This is a genomic window from Bradyrhizobium sp. SZCCHNR1043, assembly GCF_032489675.1.
Lineage (GTDB): Bacteria > Pseudomonadota > Alphaproteobacteria > Rhizobiales > Xanthobacteraceae > Bradyrhizobium.
On sequence record NZ_JAUEYN010000017.1, the window covers coordinates 141539 to 160465 of the forward strand.

An 18927-nucleotide genomic window follows, 5' to 3' on the forward strand; every position below is an offset into this window, starting at 1 on the left:
TCCGGGTTCGCTCCCGCGCAGCAAGATGGCCCGTCCATCTTGCTGCGCACTCGTGTCCCGGAATGACGAAAGCATGAACTGATGGCCACCATCGACAACACCATCTCTCCCGCTGGCGCCGCCTTCCAGGCCAATCGTGACGGCATGCTCGTCCTGATCGCGCGGATGCGCGATCTCGAGGCGCGCACGCGCAATGCCTCTGCGGCGGCAAAGGAGCGCTTCCATCAGCGCGGCCAGTTGTTGCCGCGCGAGCGCGTCGCCTTGGTGCTCGATCCCGGCGCGCCGTTCCTGGAGCTGTCGACGCTTGCCGGCTACATGTTCGATACGCCGGACCCGGCCAAGAGCGTGCCGGGCGGCGGCGTCGTCGCCGGCATCGGCTTCGTGTCCGGCGTGCGCTGCATGGTCTCGGCGAATGACGCGGGCATCGATGCCGGAGCGCTGCAGCCTTACGGCCTCGACAAGACCCTGCGCGTGCAGGAGCTGGCGCTGGAGAACAAGCTGCCCTACGTGCAACTGGTCGAGAGTGCCGGCGCCAACCTGCTGCGCTACCGCGTCGAGGACTTCGTGCGGGGCGGCAACATCTTTCGCAATCTCGCGCGGCTGTCGGCAGCCGGGCTGCCGGTCGTCACGGTGACACACGGGTCGTCGACCGCGGGTGGCGCCTATCAGACCGGATTGTCCGACTACATCGTGATGGTCCGCGGCCGCACCCGCGCCTTCCTCGCCGGCCCGCCGCTGCTGAAGGCCGCGACCGGCGAGATCGCCACCGAGGAGGAGCTCGGCGGCGCCGAGATGCACACCTCGATCTCCGGCCTCGGCGACTATCTCGCCGAGGACGACCGCGATGCCCTGCGTATCGCGCGCGAGATCATGGGCAAGCTGAACTGGGATCGGCCATCGCACGAGTCGTCACCGGTGAAGCCGCCGCGCTACGACCAGGAGGAGCTGCTCGGCATCATGCCGCTCGACCACAAGCGCCCCGTCGACATGCGCCAGGTCATCGCGCGGATCGTCGACGACAGCGACTTCGTCGAAATGGCACCAAACTACGGGCCTGCGACGGTGTGCGGCCATGCCCGCATCGAGGGCCAGGCGATCGGCATCGTCACCAACAACGGCCCGCTGGATCCGGCCGGCGCCAACAAGGCGACGCACTTCATCCAGTCCTGCTGCCAGACCCGAGCGCCGATTCTCTATCTCAACAACACCACCGGCTACATGGTCGGCCGCGCTTATGAGGAGGCCGGCATGATCAAGCACGGCTCCAAGATGATCCAGGCGGTGACCTCGGCCAGCGTGCCGCAGATCACGATCTATTGCGGGGCCTCGTTCGGGGCGGGCAATTACGGCATGTGCGGCCGTGGATTCCACCCGCGCTTCTGCTTCTCCTGGCCCAACGCCAAGACCGCCGTGATGGGTGGCGAGCAGGCGGCGGAGACGATGGCGATCGTGACTGAAGCGGCGGCGGCGCGCCGCGGCAAGCCGGTGGAGCGCGAGAAGCTCGATGCCATGAAGGCGCAGATCATCGGCGTGTTCGACAGCCAGATGGACGTGTTTGCGACTTCGGCGCGCGTGCTCGACGACGGCGTGATCGATCCGCGCGACACCCGCGCGGTGCTGTCGGAGGTGCTGGCGATCTGCCGCGAGGCGGAGGCGCGGCAGCCGCAGCGCATGCAGTTCTCGGTGGCGCGGCCATGAGCGAAGAGATGGGTGCAATGACGCGCAGGCCGTTCCACAAGGTGCTGATCGCCAACCGCGGTGAGATCAGCTTGCGGATCATGCGCACCGCGCGCCGGCTCGGCTATGGCGTGGTCACGGTCTATTCGGACGCCGATTCCGATGCGCTGCATGTCCGGTTCGCCGATCAGGCCGTCCGCATCGGCGCGCCGCCGCCCGCACAGTCCTATCTCAACATCGCAGCGATCATCGCCGCCGCAAAGGCGACTGGCGCGGATGCCGTGCATCCCGGTTATGGCTTTCTCGCCGAGAACGAGGATTTTGCGCAAGCGTGCAAGGAGGCCGGTCTGGTGTTCATCGGGCCATCGCCCGAGGCGATCAAGGCGATGGGCAACAAGGCCGGCGCCAAGGGGATCATGAGTTGCGCCGGCGTGCCCTGCGTTCCCGGCTATCAGGGCGAGGACCAAGGCGACGACGCGATGCTGCGCGAGGCGCGCCGCATTGGTTTCCCGGTAATGATCAAGGCCGTCGCCGGTGGCGGCGGCCGCGGCATGCGGCTTGTGACGGATGCGGACGCCTTTCCCGACCTGCTGCGCAGCGCCCGCTCGGAAGCGGCGACGGCGTTCGGCGACGGCACCGTCATCCTCGAGAAGGCGATCGTCAGTCCGCGCCACATCGAGATCCAGGTATTCGGCGATAGCCACGGCAATGCCGTCCATCTCGGTGAGCGCGACTGCTCGGTACAGCGGCGGCATCAGAAGCTGATCGAGGAGGCGCCGTCGCCGGCGGTCGGGCCGGAGCTGCGCGCGCGCATGGGCGCGGTGGCGGTGCAGGCGGTGAAGGCGCTCGGCTATGAGGGGGCAGGTACGCTGGAATTCCTGCTCGATGCCGACGACCAGTTCTACTTCATGGAGATGAACACGCGGCTGCAGGTCGAGCATCCCGTGACGGAGGCCCTGACGGGACTCGATCTCGTCGAGTGGCAATTGCGTGTCGCCGCCGGCGAGCCTCTGCCGTTGCGCCAGGACCAGATCAGCTTCTCGGGTCATGCGATCGAGGTGCGGCTGTGCTCCGAGGATGCCGCGCACGACTTCATGCCGCAATCGGGGCGGATGGCGCTGTGGCAGATGCCGGGGATGATCCGGGTCGAGCATGCGCTGGAGTCCGGCGCGGAGATCCCGCCCCACTACGATTCGATGATCGCCAAGCTGATCAGCCATGCTGCGACTCGTGAGGAGGCGCGCGCAAGGCTGATCGCCGGATTGGAGCAGGCCGTTGCTTTGGGCGTCCCGACCAACCGGGCCTTCCTGATTTCATGTCTGCGGCATCCGGCCTTCGCCGCGGGCAAGGCAACCACCGCATTCATCGCGGCGCATCGTGACGAGTTGCGTGCGCCGGCCGCCGAAGCGGCAGACCTCGCGCTGGTCGCGCTGCTGCTCTCCGTCAGCCATCCGCTCGCACATCCCGTCCGCCGCGGCCGCTCGCTCGCGGCCGCCTTCGCGACGCCGCTCCGGTTCGAGATTGCCGGCGAAGTGGCCGAGTGCGAGCTACTGCGCGAGCGTGACGGAAGCTATCGCGTGACGCGTGGTGATGCAGAGCATCGCTTCGAGATCGTATCGCTCACGGATGACACGATCCGCGTTCATCACGCCGAGATCGTCGAGAGCGCGCGCTTCGTCCGTGACGACGATCGGCTGTTCGTCCAGCATCGCGGTCAGACGCTGGCAGTGCGCGATCTGACGTTGGCGAGGCCGCAATCCTCGGCCGCCACCGGAGGTGATGGCAAGGTCCGTGCGGCCCTGAACGGTCGCGTGGTCGCGGTGCTGGTGAAACCGGGCGACAGCGTGGTTGTGGGACAGCCGGTGGTGACGCTCGAGGCGATGAAGATGGAGCACGTTCATACTGCCGGCATCGCCGGAACGGTGACCGCGATCGAGGTCGCCGAGGGCGACCAGGTGACGACGGGTCGGATCGTGGTGGAGATTGCGGGCTGATCGTCGCGCAACTGGGCGTGAGTTAGCTCGAGGCATGCTGCACCTCCCTCCCGCTTGCGGGGCGGGGGTCCGCGCGCGCTGAACTCTGTTGTATGCGACTTCGATATTCTCACGGAGTCGTCGCTTCGCGACATGCAGCGTCCCGCCGCTGCATTCTGCAACACTCAAAGGAGGCGGTTCGCCGGTTGCGCAGATCATCGTCGACATCGTCCACGGTGGGAGCGCAGATCACGTGGAGCGCGACACGTGGACCCCCACCCGCGACCCCTCCTCGCAAGGGGGAGGGGAGTGCATTGCTGTCGAGGCGAGGGGCAATTCTGCCATCAAAGACGTGAAATCAACTGCGCTGTTTCAAGGGCGGGGTACCGACCCCTAATCCTTCAAACGGCAACAATGCCGATCGTGGCTCTGTTGCGCGGCCGACGCGCGCCTCACGGATGCAATTGCCGCCTCAGCGCCGCGACCAGCCGTGACGTCTGGAACGGCTTCGACAGCAGCGGTGCCGTGGCGAATTCTTCCGGGCATTGATCGACGGAATAGCCGGTGACGGCGACGAAGGGCACGCCGGCCGCGGCCAAAGCGCGCGCGATCGGCGCCGATGTTTCCCGCCCGAGATTGACGTCGAGCACGGCAAGATCGCAGTGATTCCGCTCGAGCAGATGGAGGGCTTTGTGCACGGTCGGCGCCACGCCGACCACCGTGAATCCGGCGGCTTCGAGCTCGACCGCGAGGTCGAAGCCGATCAGGGGATCGTCCTCGACGATCAGGAGGTGAGTCTTCTCACTGGCGCGCATGATGATGGTCGCGGCTGAGGCGTTGCAGGGGGCACCTCAGGTGCCAGCGCAGTCCGGCCGGCAGGAACTGGACCTCGACCGATCCATCCAGGCCAGCGCGCACCAGGTCGGAAATCACCCGGCTGCCGAAGCCGGTGTGCTCGGGCGGCGCCACCTCAGGTCCGCCGCTTTCGACCCAGGTCATGTCGAAGCTGTCGTCGCTGCGCGTCCAGCGGACCGCGATCCGTCCGTCGTGGTTCGACAGCGCACCATATTTGGCGGCGTTGGTGGCGAGCTCGTGGACCGCCATGCCGATCGACTGCGCGGCCTCTGGCGTCAGCTCGATCGGCGGTCCGTCGATCGCGATGCGGTCGCCGATCAAGTCGCTGAACGCCCCGAGCTGCGAGCGGACCAGGCCGCCGAGTGGAATGAAACGCCAATCGTTCTGAATCAGGAGATCCTGATTGCTCGCGATCGCCTGCAGGCGCTCCAGAAAGCGGTTGAGGTCGAGCTGGCGGCCGTGACGGGTCATCTGCCGGGCGATCGCCTGCACCAGCGACAGCAGGTTCTTGCTGCGGTGGTTCACCTCGGCCAGCAAGGTGCGCAACTGCTCCCTTGTCTGGCGCTTGTCGGTGATGTCACGCACGATCTTGGAGGCGCCGATGATCCGGCCGCTCGAATCCCGGACCGGCGAGACCGTGACCGACACGTCGATGAGCGCACCATCCTTGCGCAGGCGGATGGTCTCGAAATTGTCGATGATCGCGCCGGATAGGACGGTGGCGAGGATCCGGTCCTCCTCGGCCTGGCGCTCCTGCGGGATGATCGTGCGGATCGAGCGGTTGATCATCTCGCCTTCCGAGAAGCCGAAGATCCGTTCGGCGCTCTTGTTCCAGCTGGTGATCGTGCCGTCCAGCGTCTTGCTGACGACGCCGTCCGAGGACGAGGCGACGATGGCCGCGAGCATCGCCGCCGCACGCTCGGCCTTCTTCGACAGCGTGACGTCGCGGATGATTCCGGAGATGCCGACGATCACGCCGGTGCTGCTGCGGATCGGTGAAAACGTGATGGAGACCTCGATCGGGCGTCCCTGCTTGGTCAGCCGGACGGTCTCGAAGCTCTCGACCGCTTCGCCCGCGTTGACCCTGGCGCGCAAGGCGCTCGCTTCTTCCGCCAGCTCCGGGGGAACGATCTCGGAGACGGATCTGCCGATCATTTCAGCCGCGGTGAACCCCAGCATCCGCTCGCTGGCCGCGTTCCAACTGCGGATGACGCCGTCGGCGGTGGTGCTGACAATGGCGTCGGCCGAGGACTCTACGATCGCCGCCAGATAGGCCGTATCGTCGTCGGTCGCGCGTGGGGCGGGGGAGGCGCCGGGCATTCCGTGCACGTCGCAGGCTCCTTGCTAACAGGTCGGTAGAGAAGACGCCGTGCACCAGATTACCAACTTGTTTGTGTGCAAATGCAAGGGCTATCTCGATCGCTGCTTGTTGTTGGTCTTCCCGGCAACGAGGACAGGGCGATTTGCCGTCAGCAGACCCGTTTGGGGCCATGCGACGTGCTCCAGCTCACGACGGCGAACACACAGAACGCAGGCTTGAGCGTTTCGTTCCGGAGGATCTTGCTAAATTGCCGGCGAAGGTGCCGTATCATCGGGCGCCAGGGCCCACTCTTGCGTCCGGACGCCGCCGACCACGGGGCTGCGGCGCAATCCAAAGGCGAATTTGGCCGCAACTACTTCCTAAGGCTGAGGATATAGCCTGCCAGGTCGGTCGCATCGTTCGCACTGAGCGGATTGTTGGCCATCGTCGCGTGGGGAAGCAGGAGGAACTTGACCAGCATGTCCTTCGTCACTCCGTCCCTGGCCGCGATGGCGACGAACGGCCGGGCGCGGCGGAACTTGGTCGGCTCGGTGGCCACCGCATGGCAGGCGGCGCACCAGCGCTCGGCGAGCCGGCGGCCGTGGTCGAGATCCTCGGCGGCCGCCGAGGCGGAGAGCAGGACCAGCAGCAGCAGTGATGGTACGGAGGCACGTCGCACGCCCGGCTCTCCTCACAGCGGTTGGTCGTCGTCGGTCGACGGCTGGTCCTGCAGCGAGACGATGTCACCGCCGCCGAACTCGTCCTCCGGCGGCGGATAGACCCACATGTGGTCGCGCACGTTCCTGACGCCCGGGACGCTCTTGGCCGCCACGATCGCCGTGGCCCGCTCCTTCTCGTTGCGAACCGCGCCCGTGAGATGCGCGATGCCGTTGCGGACGACGACGTTGAAGCGGCAATGCTTGCAGGCGGCCTGGTCGAGCGAATCGAGAATGGCGCCGCGGATCCCGTCATCGTCGGGGGTGGGGCCCGGAACGGCAGTGGCGAGGTCGGCCACGGTTTGCAGGAAATCCGTGTGTGTCACCACGCCGGCCAGCCGGTCGCCACTCATCACAGGGAGACGCTTGATGTTGCGCTTCTCCATGATCTCGGCGATCTCCGCCAGGCTGGCATCGGCGCTAACCGTAACCGGAGGCTGGCTCATGATGTCGCCGACCGTACGGCCGTGGGAATGGACGAAGTCGGCGCCGATGCGGCCGCGGCCGACCAGGAGGTCGAGCCAGCGGCCTTGCCTGCGTTCGGTGCCGAGCTCGGCGCGGCGCAGGAAATCACCGTCCGTGACCATGCCGACGAGCGTGCCGGACGCGTCGACCACCGGCAGCCCGCCGATGTGGTTGCGCAGCATGATCCGCGCCGCCTCGGCCACCGGGGTTCCGGGCGTCACCGCGATCACGGATCTGGTCATGATTTGATGAGCGCGCATGTCGTCGTCTCGTGCTGCGATCGCAATCGGCGAAGAATAGCTGCGCGGCATCGCGCGCGCTTGACCAGGATCAATCCGAGGTCGTGCCGCCCTACACGATCCTAGAAGTCTTGTTGCCCCAATAGCGGTCGCGCAGCAGGCGCTTGTAGAGCTTGCCGGTCGGCAGCCGCGGCAGCTCCTTCTCGAAATCGATCGAGCGCGGCACCTTCTGTCGCGACAGCGATTGCCGGCAGAACGCGATCAGCTCCTCTTCCAGCTCAGGCCCAGGCATGATGCCCGACATCGGCTGGACCACCGCCTTCACCTCCTCGCCGAGATCGGAATTGGGCACGCCGAACACGGCGGCATCGGCGACCTTCGGATGCGTGATCAGCAGGTTCTCGCATTCCTGCGGATAGATGTTCACGCCGCCGGAGATGATCATGAAGGTGGCGCGATCGGTGAGATAGAGATAGCCGTCGGCATCGACATAGCCGACGTCGCCGACCGTGCTCATCATGCCGTCGGCTGAGCGTGCCTCCTTGGTGCGCTCGGGGTCGTTGAAATACTCGAACGGCGATCCGGTCTTGAACCACACCGTGCCGGCCGTTCCGGTCGGGCACGGCTGCATGGTCTCATCGAGGATGTGCAGGTCGCCGAACAGCACCTTGCCGACGGTGCCGCGATGCGCGAGCCATTCCGCGCTGTCGCAGGCGGTGAAGCCGAGGCCTTCGGTGGCGCCGTAATATTCGTGGATGATCGGCCCCCACCATTTGATCATGTCCTCCTTGACCTGTGCCGGGCACGGTGCGGCGGCATGGATCGCGACTTCGAGCGAGGAGAGGTCATAGCGCGTGCGGATCTGTTCCGGCAGTTTCAGCATGCGCGAGAACATCGTCGGTACCAATTGCGTATGCGTGATGCCCCATTGCTCGATCAGTTGCAGGTAGCGTTCGGGATCGAACGTCTCCATGATGATGGCGGTGCCGCCGACGCGGATGGTGAGGTTGACCGCGGCCTGCGGCGCGGAGTGATAGAGCGGCGCCGGCGACAGATAGATCATGCCTTCGCGGTAGCGCCACAGCTTCTCCAGGAAATCGAAGATCGGCAGCTGCTGCACCGGCTGCTGCTCGGGCAGCGGCCGCAGGATGCCCTTCGGCCGGCCCGTGGTGCCCGAAGAATACAGCATCGCGGTGCCGACGCATTCGTCGGCAATCGGCGTCGCCGGCAGGCCGGCGGTGGCCTCCGCGAGGCCGACGATCCGCTCGCTCTCGCCTGCGCCATCGGCGACGATGCAGAGCTCGATGTCGGGCGCCTCCTTCAGCGCCTCGCGCGCGACGTCGAGCTTGGCGAGGGAGGTGATCAGAAGCCGCGACCGGCTGTTGTTGAGGATGTAGGCCAGCTCGCCGGGCGTGAGGTAGGAGTTCACGCAGGTGAAGTAGAGCCCGGAGCGCTCGCCTGCGCCGCACGCTTCCAGATAGCGGCTGTTGTTCTCCATGAAGATCGAATAGTGGTCGAGCCGCTTCAGGCCGCGCTGGCGGAACAGATGCGCCAGCCGGTTGCTGCGCGCCTCCAGCTCGCGGTAGGTCACGGCCTCGCCGGTCGAGGCCATGATGAAGGCGGGCTGCAATGGGCGCAGCCGGGCGTGCTTGCCGGTGTACATGTGTCCTCCCTTCCGACGCCGGCCGGAGGTACGGTGGTGGAGGGCCATAGGGCAAACGTCACGCCGACGATGTTCTCGTCGCGCCCTCGGGCCGTTTCCTTCCGCGCGTACCATCCTTACGGGACGGCATGTCGTTGTTTGCGGCCAATCTAGCGGACAGGTTCCGGGCTCTCAACAGGCCTCTCAGCCCTTTGGCTGAGGAGGGAAGGGATGGGCGCGGCCGGGGTTCTGGCATAACATGGTCAGGCATTCCAACGAATGACATGTCAAAGCCAAGAAACTCCGGGAGAGATCATATGAAATCGGGCTTGCTGGCTGTTGCTGCCGTCGGTGCGCTGCTCGTGGCGGCGCCGGCGTCGGCACAGGTCAAGATCGGCATCCTCAACGACCAGTCCGGCGTCTACGCGGACTACGGCGGCAAGTACTCCGTCGAGGCCGCCAGGATGGCGATCGAGGATTTCGGCGGCGAGGTGCTGGGGCAGAAGGTCGAGCTGGTCACCGCCGACCACCAGAACAAGCCGGACCTCGCTTCGTCGATCGCGCGGCGCTGGTACGATACCGAGGGGGTCGACATGATCACGGAGCTGACGACCTCGTCGGTCGCGCTCGCCATCCAGGATCTGTCGAAGGAAAAGAAGAAGATCGACATTGTCGTCGGCGCCGCGACCTCGCGCATATCAGGCGATGCCTGCACGCCCTACGGCTTCCACTGGGCCTATGATACCCGCGCGCTCGCGGTCGGCACCGGCGGGGCGCTGGTCGAGTCCGGCGGCGATACCTGGTTCTTCATGACCGCGGACTACGCCTTCGGCTATGCGCTGGAGAAGGACACCAGCGACATCGTGACGTCGAAGGGCGGCAAGGTGCTGGGCTCGGTGCGCATCCCGCTCAACTCGTCGGACTTCTCGTCCTTCCTGCTGCAGGCGCAGAGCTCGAAGGCGAAGATCATCGGGCTCGCCAATGCCGGCCTCGACACCACCAACTCGATCAAGCAGGCGGCCGAGTTCGGCATCGTCAAGGGCGGCCAGAAGCTCGCCGGCCTGCTGATGACCTTGTCGGAGGTGCATGGCCTCGGGCTGGAGGCGGCGCAGGGCCTGATCCTCACCGAAGGCTTCTACTGGGATCGCGACGACAAGTCCCGCGCCTTCAGCGAGCGCTTCATGAAGCGGACCGGCCGGATGCCGAGCATGATCCACGCCGGCACCTATTCCGCGACAATGTCCTATCTGAAGGCGGTGAAGGCCGCCGGAACCAAGGACTCCGATGCGGTCGCGGCCAAGCTGAAGGAGCTGCCGGTCGACGACGCCTTCGCGCAAGGCAAGGTGCTCGCCAACGGCCGCATGGTCCACGACATGTACCTGTTCGAGGTCAAGAAGCCGTCGGAGTCGAAGAAGCCGTGGGACTACTACAAGCAGCTCGCCACGGTGCCCGGCGACAAGGCGTTCTTCACCGCCAAGGAGAGCGGCTGTCCGCTGACGAAGTGATCGCGCGCCAGAACATTGGTGTCGCCCCGGCGAAAGCCGGGGCCCATACCGCGTGATCTCTGAACAGGGTAGGCTGCACGTCGACCCGCCGCGCAACAAACATCCGTCGGTGGCTATGGGTCCCTGCGTTCGCAGGGACGACAGCGGGGGACTGGGCGGTCAGCCGTGCAGCATGCGCCAGAGGACGGCGATGAGCGAACCGACCAGCAGGATCGAGCCTGCCAGGGCCTGCACGCCAAAACCGGGGCCGCGCTTCTCGGCGGCCCTTGCGTAGGACACCATGTACATCCCGCGCCCGGCGATCCAGACCAGGCCGATCAGTGCGGCGATGACATCGCTGACATAGATGGCGAACAGCCACAGTGCCGGCAGGAAGATCGGCAGCCATTCCAGCGTATTCATCTGCACGCGGAAGGTGCGCTCGAAATCGGCATTGCCGGTGGTCGCGGGCGCCTTCACGCCGAACGTGGCGCGCGCCTGCGCGACGCGGACGGCCATGTAGAAATACAGCATGAGCGCGAGCACGGTGACGAGTGCGGTGAAGTGATACATGCGCGGTTCCCCCTGATGACGGCTTCTTAATATCCGGTCAGTTCGAGATAGCCCACCCCGGTGTGGCTGCCCTTGAAGCTGATCGGCCCTTCCCAATAGGGCACGCGCGTGCCCATCCAGGCGTTTGGATTGCGCGCTGCGGTGTCGATGGCGATGCCGAGCGCTGATATCTCGACACGCCAGCCGACCGGAAGCCTGCGCTCGCCGATCGCAACCGTCTCTGTCGGCGTCATGACGATGCCCCCGGGGCCGAGCGCATGCGAGGCGCCGTCAGCCGTGATCCAGGTTCCCGACGTGTAGTCGCCATTGCCCTGCCGCATCCGGTACAGCATCAGCTTCTCGCCGCCGGCAAAATGCAGCGCGAACCAGTCCCAGCCGCTCTGGTCGGAGGCCAGCGGCTGGCTGCTCCATTCGCGATCGAGCCAGGCCAGCCCTGAGACCTCGACTGGTTGATCGTCGAAGCTGATGCGGCCTCGGGCGCGGTAGAACGGCTGGCTGTAGTAGTACGACGCCTGGCCGCGCTCGGATTTGCGGCTGTAGCCGCCGATGCCCTGCAGCACCACCGGCCGGTCCGCCTCCAGATGCAGCGCATACGAGAAGTCCGGTCCGACGGCGCTCATGTCCAGAGGCGCCAGCGCTCGATCGTCGGTCGCGGCGGTGCCGCACAATTGCCAGTCGTCGATCCACGCCTGGAACGGCTTGGCCTCGACGCCGGCCTGGCCGACGCCGCCGCGCGCGAATTTTTCGGACGAGCGGTGACTGTCGGCACGCGTCACCGCGGCATGCGCCATCCAGAGCTGCTGATTGTCGAAGCCTTCGCCCTGCGGCCCCGGCCGGGCCGCCGAGCGGAACAGGGTCCATTGCAGGCCATAGGCCTTGCCGCTGGAATCGGCGAGGTTGGCGGTGACGTACCACCATTCGATGCGGAAATCGTCGTGCGGCCCGTGATCCGCAGGGAAGCTGAACTCTCGTCCGGGCGTCACCGGCACAAAGCCGTCGGCGCTATCGCTCAGTCCCGCAAAGCCCTGCGCGCGCGCGAGGCGGGGCAGCGCCAGCAGGCCGAGCCCGCCGATCAGCATGCGTCGCGAAATGGTCGCTCTAGCGCTCAATGGTGAAGGTCCTGACGAGATCGGCCGGCTGCATCCGCGCCAGCCGCAGCACCGGCAGCAGCGAGGCGATCAGCGCCGCGATGAGCGTGACGAGCAAGAGCCGGATGAGCTGCAGCGGAAACACGTCGAACGGCAGCCGCCAGCCGAATGCCTTGACGTTGACTATCGCGATCAGGCACCACGCCACCACAAGCCCGAGCGGCAGCGCCAGCAGCGCGGTGAGGCCGGCAAGCGACAGCGTCTTCAACAGCTCGACCTCGGCGAGCCGCCGCCGCGTCAGCCCGATTGCCCATAAGGGTGCGAGCTGCGGCAGCCGCGAGTTCGCCAAGGTCAGCAGGCTGGTCAGCAGCGCGATCGCGGCGACGCCGAGCGTGAAGGTGTTGAGCGCGCCGGTGACCGCAAAGGTGCGGTTGAAGATCTGTTTCGATTCCTGCTTCACGGTGGCCTGGTCGACGACGTTGCGACCATCGAGGCCGAACTTGTTGGTGAGCCCCGTGATCAGCCCCGGCACGTCGGCGGCCGCCGCGCGCACGGCCATGCGCGTCATGGGCGTCGCCGGGAAGCGGCGTGTCAGCGCGGCGACGTTGACCGTGATCTGGCCCTTGGGATTGCCGTAGTCGGCATAGATGCCGGCGACGGTGATGCGCCAATCGCCGCCGGGCGCGGGAAGGTCCAGGCTGTCGCCAACGGATAGATTGAGCCGCCGCGCCAGCTGCTCACTGACGAAGCCGGCGTCGCCACGCACCAACTGCTTCCACGCGTTGTCGACGGCCTGCAGCAGTGGCCAGTGGTCGCGATAGGTGTCGTGATCGGGCAGGCCGAGAATGTCGACCGGCGCGCCTGAAAGCTGCGTTTCGGCGCGTCCGCCCGGCAGCACGGCCTGGACATCGGGCCGCGCGCGCAGCCAGGTCTGGATGTCGCGCGCCTGCGCTTCATCCGCGGCGCTGATGTAGACATCGGCGGCGAGCCGGCCGTCGAGCCAGACCAGGAAGGTGCGGCTGAAGGTTTCCACCATCGTCGCCACGCCGACGTTGACGGCGAGCGCCATCAGCAGCGCCATCAGCGCGAGCGACAGGCCCGAGATCTGCTGGCGGCTGTCGGCCCAGAACCATTGTGCCAGCGCCCCCCGCGCGCCGCGCTCGCCGAGCCGCAGCACCAGCTCGAGGATCGCCGGCAGCACTAGCGCGGCGCCGAGCATCATGGCTGCGAGCACGCCGAAGCCGGCGAGCAGCGACTGCCCGAGCCACAGCAGCAGGCCGGCGGTAACGAAGAAGGCGAGCGCGACCGCGCTCTGCAATCGCAGCCAGCGCCGCTGCGCCTCCTGCCACGCATAGGGTTGTGCGGTGGAGAGGATCGGCAGCCGCATCGATTTGATCAGGCTCGTCGTCGCGGCTGCGAGCGCGCCGGCGATGCTGATGACGAGGCCCGCAAACCACCATTCGGGTTGCAGGCTCAGCTCGCCCGGCACCTGCGCGCCATACAGCCCGCGCAGCGACGCTGCCACGTTCGGCAACAGCGCCGCAGCTATGAAATAGCCACACACCAGCCCGATCAGGCCGGCCGCCAATGCGAATGCGATGAGCTCGCCGATCAGCACGCCATTGAGCTGGCGCGCCGACACGCCGCAGGCGCGCAGGGTGCGCAGCACCGGCAGGCGCTGCTCGAAGGCAAGCCCGATGGCGGAGTTGACGATGAACAGGCCGACGACGAAGGACAGCAGGCCGAACGCGGTGAGGTTGAGGTGGAAGCTGTCGGTCAGCCGCTCCAGGTCGGTCTCGGCCTCCGGCTGCACGAGCTGCAGCCGGCCGTCCGCCAACGACTGCAACGGCTGTCGCTGGCCTTGCGTCTTGCCGACCAGCAGCCGCGAAATCTGGCCGGGCTTGCCGAGCAGCCGCTGCGCGTCGCTGATATCGACCACGAGCACGCCGGGTGCGAGCTGCTGCTGCGCCATCAAAGGCGGCAGCATGGCGTCGTTGCTGAGTCGCGGCATCGCGCCATCTTTGAGTCCGAGATCGGCCAGTGTCTCCGGCGAGATCAGCGTGCGATGCGGCGGTGTCAGAAACGCCTCGAGCTCGCTGCGGCCGACCATCGGCGCTTCGCCGACCTCCCTGGGAATGCTGAACGGCTCGATGCCGAGCAGTCTGATCGAGCGGCCGTCGATCTGCACGCGGCCTTCGAGCACCGGCGACACCGGCCAGGCGGCGCGGCGCAATTCCGCGAACACGCTCTGCGGCAGCATCTTGCCGTCGGTCGCGACCAGCATCGGCGTGCGCGCGCCGCCGAAGATCGCGGCGGCGCGGTCATAGGAGCTGCGCGCCTGCTGGTTCAGCGCCTGCACGCCGCTCCACAGCGCTGTCGCCGAGATCAGCCCGATCAGCAGGGTCGCGAGCTGCATCGGATGCCGCCGCCAGTGGCTGAGCAGCACCGCCAGAATCCAGAGCGCGCGTCTCATGCGACGCGTCCGGCATGCAGATGCACATGGCGGTCGAGCATCGCGGCGAGCCTGGTGCTGTGCGTCACCATCAGGAAGCCGCAGCCGGTGCGCGCGACGAGGTCGCGCGTCAGCGCCATCACCTCGTCGGCGGTGTCCTCGTCGAGATTGCCGGTCGGCTCGTCCGCGAGCAGCAGGACCGGCTTGACGGCTAGCGCGCGGCCGATCGCGACGCGCTGCTGCTGTCCGCCCGACAATTGCTCCGGATAGCGCTTGAGCAGCGACTTCAGCCCGAGCCGCTCGACAAGCTCGGTGTGCCACGCCGGATCATGCCGACCGGCCAGCCGCGCCTGGAAACTGAGATTGTCCTGAACCGACAGGCTCGGCACCAGATTGAACTGCTGGAACACGAGGCCGAGCCGCTCGCGCCGGACCGCCGCGCGTCCAGCATCGTCGAGCGTGCCGACCGAAGCGCCGTCGAGCAGGATGTCGCCGCCGTCGGCGGCATCGAGCCCGGCGATGAGATGCAGCAGCGTGCTCTTGCCGGAGCCGGATTCACCGGTCAGCGCGACGCGCTCGCCGGAGGAGACGTCGAGGTCGACGCCACGCAGGACGTGGATCGGCTCGCCGCCGGATCGATAGGACTTGGTGAGATGACGGACGCTGAGCACGAGCATGATCGGGGTTGTTGCGTCACAACATAACAAGGGCCAACGCGAACATCACGCGCTCGTTCTTCATGACGCCCCCGATGTGATGCCGGCCGCGTGCATCAGGTTGCGAGGGTATCGCGATGCAGCCCAAGGGGGGCGGATTCCCGCGTTGCAGCAATAACTTAGCTCGCCAGCCGGTTGCCTGCAAAGCCGCTTCGTGGGTAGCATCGTCAAAACGCCCGGACGACAGGGGCGGATCATGACAGAATGGGGAAGGACCATGGCCGCGCCAACGACGCTGAAGGGCACATCCCGCGCAAGCGCGACGCCGAAAGGCGCCTGGAAGATCACCTTCCTGCTGTTCCTGTTCATGCTGGTGAACTTCGCCGACAAGATCGTGGTCGGGCTCGCCGGCGTGCCGATCATGACCGAGCTTAATCTGAACGCCGAGCAGTTCGGCCTGCTGGGCTCGTCCTTCTTCTTCCTGTTCTCGATCTCGGCCATCGTCGTCGGCTTCGTCGTCAACCGGGTTCCGACGCGCTGGGTGCTGCTGGTGCTGGCGCTGATCTGGGCGCTGGCGCAATTCCCGATGGTCGGCACCGTCGGCTTCACCACGCTGCTGATCTGCCGCATCATTCTCGGCGCCGGCGAAGGTCCCGCGGCGTCGGTCGCCGTGCACGCCGTCTACAAATGGTTCCCCGACGAGAAACGTGCGATGCCCACGGCGATCCTGTCGCAAGGCTCGGCCTTCGGCGTCATTCTCGCGGTGCCGGCGCTGAACTGGATCATCGTGAATCACGGCTGGCACTATGCCTTCGGCGCACTCGGCGTGGTCGGGCTGATGTGGAGCGTGGCGTGGCTGTGGCTGGGCAAGGAAGGACCGCTGGCGGAGGTCGAGCTCGCCGGATTGCGCGAGCGGCGCGTTCCCTATCTGCAACTGCTGACGTCGCGGACCTTCGTCGGCTGCGTCGCCGCGACCTTCGGCGCCTATTGGGCGCTGTCGCTCGGGCTGACCTGGTTCACGCCGTTCCTGGTGAAAGGCCTCGGCTTCTCGCAGCAGCAGGCCGGCTTCATCTCGATCCTGCCCTGGATCTTCGGCGCGTGCGTGGTGCTGACCACCGGCTTTGTGTCGCAGACGCTGATGGCGCGTGGCGTCTCCACGCGCATGGCCCGTGGCGTGCTCGGCGCGACGCCGCTCGTGATCGGCGGCGGGCTGATGGCGATGATGCCGCATGTCGACGCCGCTTCGGCAAAGATCGCACTGCTCGTGGTCGGATCGGGATTGTGCGGCTCGATCTACGTCGTCTGCCCGCCGATGATCGGCGAATTCACCCCGGTCACGCAGCGCGGCGCCGCCATGGCGATCTACGGCGCGCTCTATACGCTCGCCGGCATCGTTGCGCCCCTCGTGATGGGCAAGATGATCCAGGCCTCCGGCAGCCTGCTCGAAGGCTACATGTCCGGCTTCACCATCAACGCGGTGATCATGGTGATCTCCGGCCTCCTCGGCCTGGCCCTGCTCTGGCCGAACAGCGAACGCGCCCGCCTGCAGGCGCATCAGGCTGTCGCGCCGGAATTTGCGTGAGCGCTGGTTTAGAACTCGGCCTTGGGCAACGCAGGTTGCCATGATCACGACCGTCGTCCCCCGGCTTGACCCGGGGGACCCAGTATTCCAGAGGCGGTTGTGCATGGGCCGACAAGCCGCCGTATAGCGGATACCCGCGCCTGCGCGGGGCATGACGACGACGAGCGTAGCGCCGCCATGCCGCAATGTGGGCCTCACACTCGGTGTCGTCCCGGGCAAGTCCGGCAACGCACAGCGTTGGCGGACGCCGACCCGGGATCCATACGCCGCGGCGGATGTGGCTGGGCGAGATGGGGCGGCCATCGTGCCCCGAACTTTTCCCGGGGGTTATGGGTCCCAGATCGGCGCGCGCGTACCGCGCGCTTGTCCGGGACGACACTGAGGATTTCGCGGGCGGCCAGGAGCGTGACAGCCGAGAGCCTTATTGCACCCCGCTTCGCGCACCCCTGACCAGTCGACCCGGCCGCGCGCCCGTCGCCTCGCCGTGGCGGCGCGTCACCACGCCCGACACGATCGTCGCCTCATAGCCGTCGACATCCTGCATCAGGCGGCGACCGCCGACCGGCAGGTCGTAATGCACCTTGGGCGGATGCAGGTGCAGCCGGTCGTAGTCGATGACGTTGATATCCGCCTTGTAGCCTGGCGCGAGCAGGCCGCGATCGTCGAGGCCGACCGAGAGCGCGGTCTTGCGCGACTGCGCGGCGACGACGAAGGGAATCGACAGTCTGTCGCCGCGCTTGCGGTCGCGGGTCCAGTGCGTCAGCAGATAGGTCGGGAAGCTGGCATCGCAGATGATGCCGCAATGCGCGCCGCCATCGCTCAGGCCCGGCACGCTGCGCGGATCGCGCAGCATCTCATAGGTGGCATCGAGATTGCCGTCGGAATAGTTCAGGAACGGCACGTAGAGCATGCCCCGTCCGTTGTCCGTCAGCATCGCGTCATAGGCCAGCTCCTCGGGACGACAGCCGCGCGTGCGGGCCTGGGCGCCAAGCGACCGTTCCGGCGGCTGCTCATAGTCCGGCGGATCGCCGAGCAGGTACATTTTGTCGTAGTTCGGCTTGAAGAACAGCGGGTCGTCGGTCGCGCTGGCCTGCTCGCTCAGGATGGCCGCGCGCAGCGCCGGATCGCGCATCCGCGCGACGCGCTCCGCCAGCGGCAGATGCGCGATCGCCTGGTAGCTCGGATGCGTCTGCAGCGGGTTGCGCGACAACTCCAGCCCGAGCAGCAGCCCGACCGGGCGCGCCGCGATCTGCGCCGTCACCGACAGGCCGCGCGCGGCGGCGGCGTTGATCTCGGCCAGCGTCTGCCGCCAGCGTTGCGGCGCGCGGTCGTTCTGCGTCACCGAGAACGAGATCGGGCATTTCGTCGTGTCGGCGATGCGCAGCATCATCGGCAGGTCTTCGTGGATCGTGGAGATATCGAGCACGAATTGCAGCACGCTGCGGCCGGCGCCGTGCATGGCCTGCGCGATCGTCGTCAGCTCGTCCTCGCCGGCCTTGAGCGTCGGCGTGTAGTCACCGGTCGATGTCCGATGGTTGAGCGTGCGCGAGGTCGAGAAGCCGAGCGCGCCGGCGTTGACCGCATCGCGTGCCAGCGCCGCCATGGCGCGGTTGTCGTCGGCGGTGGCCGGATCGCGGCGCGCGCCGCGCTCGCCCATGACATAGACGCGCAGCGCCGCATGCGGCAGCTGCGCGCCGATGTCGAGATCGAAGGTGCGCTTGCCGAGCCACTCCATGTAGTCCGGAAAGCTCTCCCATTCCCAGGGAATGCCGGCTTCGAGCACCGGCTCGGGAATGTCCTCGACGCCCTCCATCAGCTGGATCAACCGCTGATGATCGGCTGGCCGGCACGGCGCGAAGCCGACACCGCAATTGCCCATGATCGCGGTGGTGACGCCGTTCTGCGACGACGGCGAGATGTCGTGGCTCCAGGTCACTTGGCCGTCGTAATGGGTGTGAACGTCGACGAAGCCTGGGGTCACAAGTTTGCCGCGTGCGTCGATCTCCTCGCGTCCGGCGCCGCCGACCTTGCCGACCTCGATGATGCGACCGTTCGAAATCGCGACATCGGCGTCGTAGAGATCGCCGCCGGAGCCATCGGCAACGGTTCCGCCGCGGATCACGAGATCTGGCTGCGTCATGGCGTGTCTTCCCCGGTCGTTGTTGTTATGGGCACATCATCGGCGGGAAGGCGATGATGTCAACATACGGGGAAGAGGCAGCAGC

At 66.8% G+C, this 18927-nt stretch carries 14 protein-coding genes; 4 read left to right on the forward strand and 10 right to left on the reverse strand.

Translation table 11 applies throughout. From position 1 onward, the window contains the following. Nucleotides 1–81: 81 nt before the first annotated feature. A complete protein-coding gene (locus QX039_RS28205) occupies nucleotides 82–1698 on the forward strand; it encodes an acyl-CoA carboxylase subunit beta (RefSeq protein ID WP_315773750.1) in 1617 nt (538 codons plus the stop codon). 17 nt (nucleotides 1699–1715) lie between these two features. Then, a complete protein-coding gene (locus QX039_RS28210) occupies nucleotides 1716–3671 on the forward strand; it encodes an acetyl-CoA carboxylase biotin carboxylase subunit (RefSeq protein ID WP_315773768.1) in 1956 nt (651 codons plus the stop codon). 431 nt (nucleotides 3672–4102) lie between these two features. Here the strand turns inward: QX039_RS28210 and QX039_RS28215 are convergent, their stop codons facing one another. The 5 genes from QX039_RS28215 to QX039_RS28235 all read right to left on the reverse strand — a co-directional run bounded on the left by QX039_RS28215 (nucleotide 4103) and on the right by QX039_RS28235 (nucleotide 8888). Then, on the reverse strand, nucleotides 4103–4465 hold the full coding sequence (locus QX039_RS28215) for a response regulator (protein ID WP_315740582.1): 363 nt from the start codon (nucleotides 4463–4465) through the stop codon (nucleotides 4103–4105). Next, nucleotides 4452–5834: a PAS domain S-box protein gene (locus QX039_RS28220; protein ID WP_315773748.1), complete on the reverse strand. Its 1383-nt coding sequence runs from the start codon at nucleotides 5832–5834 to the stop codon at nucleotides 4452–4454. The genes QX039_RS28215 and QX039_RS28220 overlap by 14 nt, the downstream gene beginning before the upstream one ends. A 344-nt stretch (nucleotides 5835–6178) precedes the next feature. Next, entirely contained in the window at nucleotides 6179–6484 is a 306-nt protein-coding gene (locus tag QX039_RS28225) for a cytochrome c (protein ID WP_315773747.1), read from the reverse strand. Nucleotides 6485–6496: 12 nt separating this feature from the next. Next, on the reverse strand, nucleotides 6497–7246 hold the full coding sequence (locus tag QX039_RS28230; protein ID WP_315773745.1) for a CBS domain-containing protein: 750 nt from the start codon (nucleotides 7244–7246) through the stop codon (nucleotides 6497–6499). Between the two features lie 91 nt (nucleotides 7247–7337). After that, nucleotides 7338–8888, reverse strand: coding sequence for an AMP-binding protein (locus QX039_RS28235; protein ID WP_315773743.1), 1551 nt, complete (start codon nucleotides 8886–8888; stop codon nucleotides 7338–7340). Nucleotides 8889–9184: 296 nt separating this feature from the next. On the opposite strand from QX039_RS28235, the gene QX039_RS28240 reads away from it, so the two are divergent. Beyond that, nucleotides 9185–10372, forward strand: a complete 1188-nt coding sequence (locus QX039_RS28240; protein WP_315740577.1) for an ABC transporter substrate-binding protein — start codon at nucleotides 9185–9187, stop codon at nucleotides 10370–10372. A gap of 159 nt (nucleotides 10373–10531) precedes the next feature. Here QX039_RS28240 and QX039_RS28245 read toward each other — a convergent pair whose 3' ends face one another. The 4 genes from QX039_RS28245 to QX039_RS28260 are packed head-to-tail and all read right to left on the reverse strand — an operon-like array spanning nucleotide 10532 to nucleotide 15141. Then, complete coding sequence (locus QX039_RS28245) at nucleotides 10532–10924, reverse strand: MAPEG family protein (RefSeq protein ID WP_315740576.1); 393 nt, start codon at nucleotides 10922–10924, stop codon at nucleotides 10532–10534. A 26-nt stretch (nucleotides 10925–10950) separates the two neighbouring features. Continuing rightward, the gene (locus QX039_RS28250; RefSeq protein ID WP_315773741.1) at nucleotides 10951–12033 is read right to left on the reverse strand and encodes a lipocalin-like domain-containing protein; all 1083 of its coding nucleotides are present in this window, start codon (nucleotides 12031–12033) and stop codon (nucleotides 10951–10953) included. Then, a complete protein-coding gene (locus QX039_RS28255) occupies nucleotides 12023–14485 on the reverse strand; it encodes an FtsX-like permease family protein (protein ID WP_315740574.1) in 2463 nt (820 codons plus the stop codon). Before QX039_RS28255 ends, QX039_RS28250 begins: the two co-directional genes overlap by 11 nt. Next, nucleotides 14482–15141: an ABC transporter ATP-binding protein gene (locus QX039_RS28260; protein WP_315740573.1), complete on the reverse strand. Its 660-nt coding sequence runs from the start codon at nucleotides 15139–15141 to the stop codon at nucleotides 14482–14484. The genes QX039_RS28255 and QX039_RS28260 overlap by 4 nt, the downstream gene beginning before the upstream one ends. 256 nt (nucleotides 15142–15397) lie before the next feature. Between QX039_RS28260 and QX039_RS28265 the strand changes: the two genes are divergently transcribed. Then, a complete protein-coding gene (locus QX039_RS28265; RefSeq protein ID WP_315740572.1) occupies nucleotides 15398–16702 on the forward strand; it encodes an MFS transporter in 1305 nt (434 codons plus the stop codon). A gap of 421 nt (nucleotides 16703–17123) precedes the next feature. Here the strand turns inward: QX039_RS28265 and QX039_RS28270 are convergent, their stop codons facing one another. Further along, the gene (locus QX039_RS28270; RefSeq protein WP_315740571.1) at nucleotides 17124–18842 is read right to left on the reverse strand and encodes an N-acyl-D-amino-acid deacylase family protein; all 1719 of its coding nucleotides are present in this window, start codon (nucleotides 18840–18842) and stop codon (nucleotides 17124–17126) included. Nucleotides 18843–18927 lie beyond the last annotated feature (85 nt).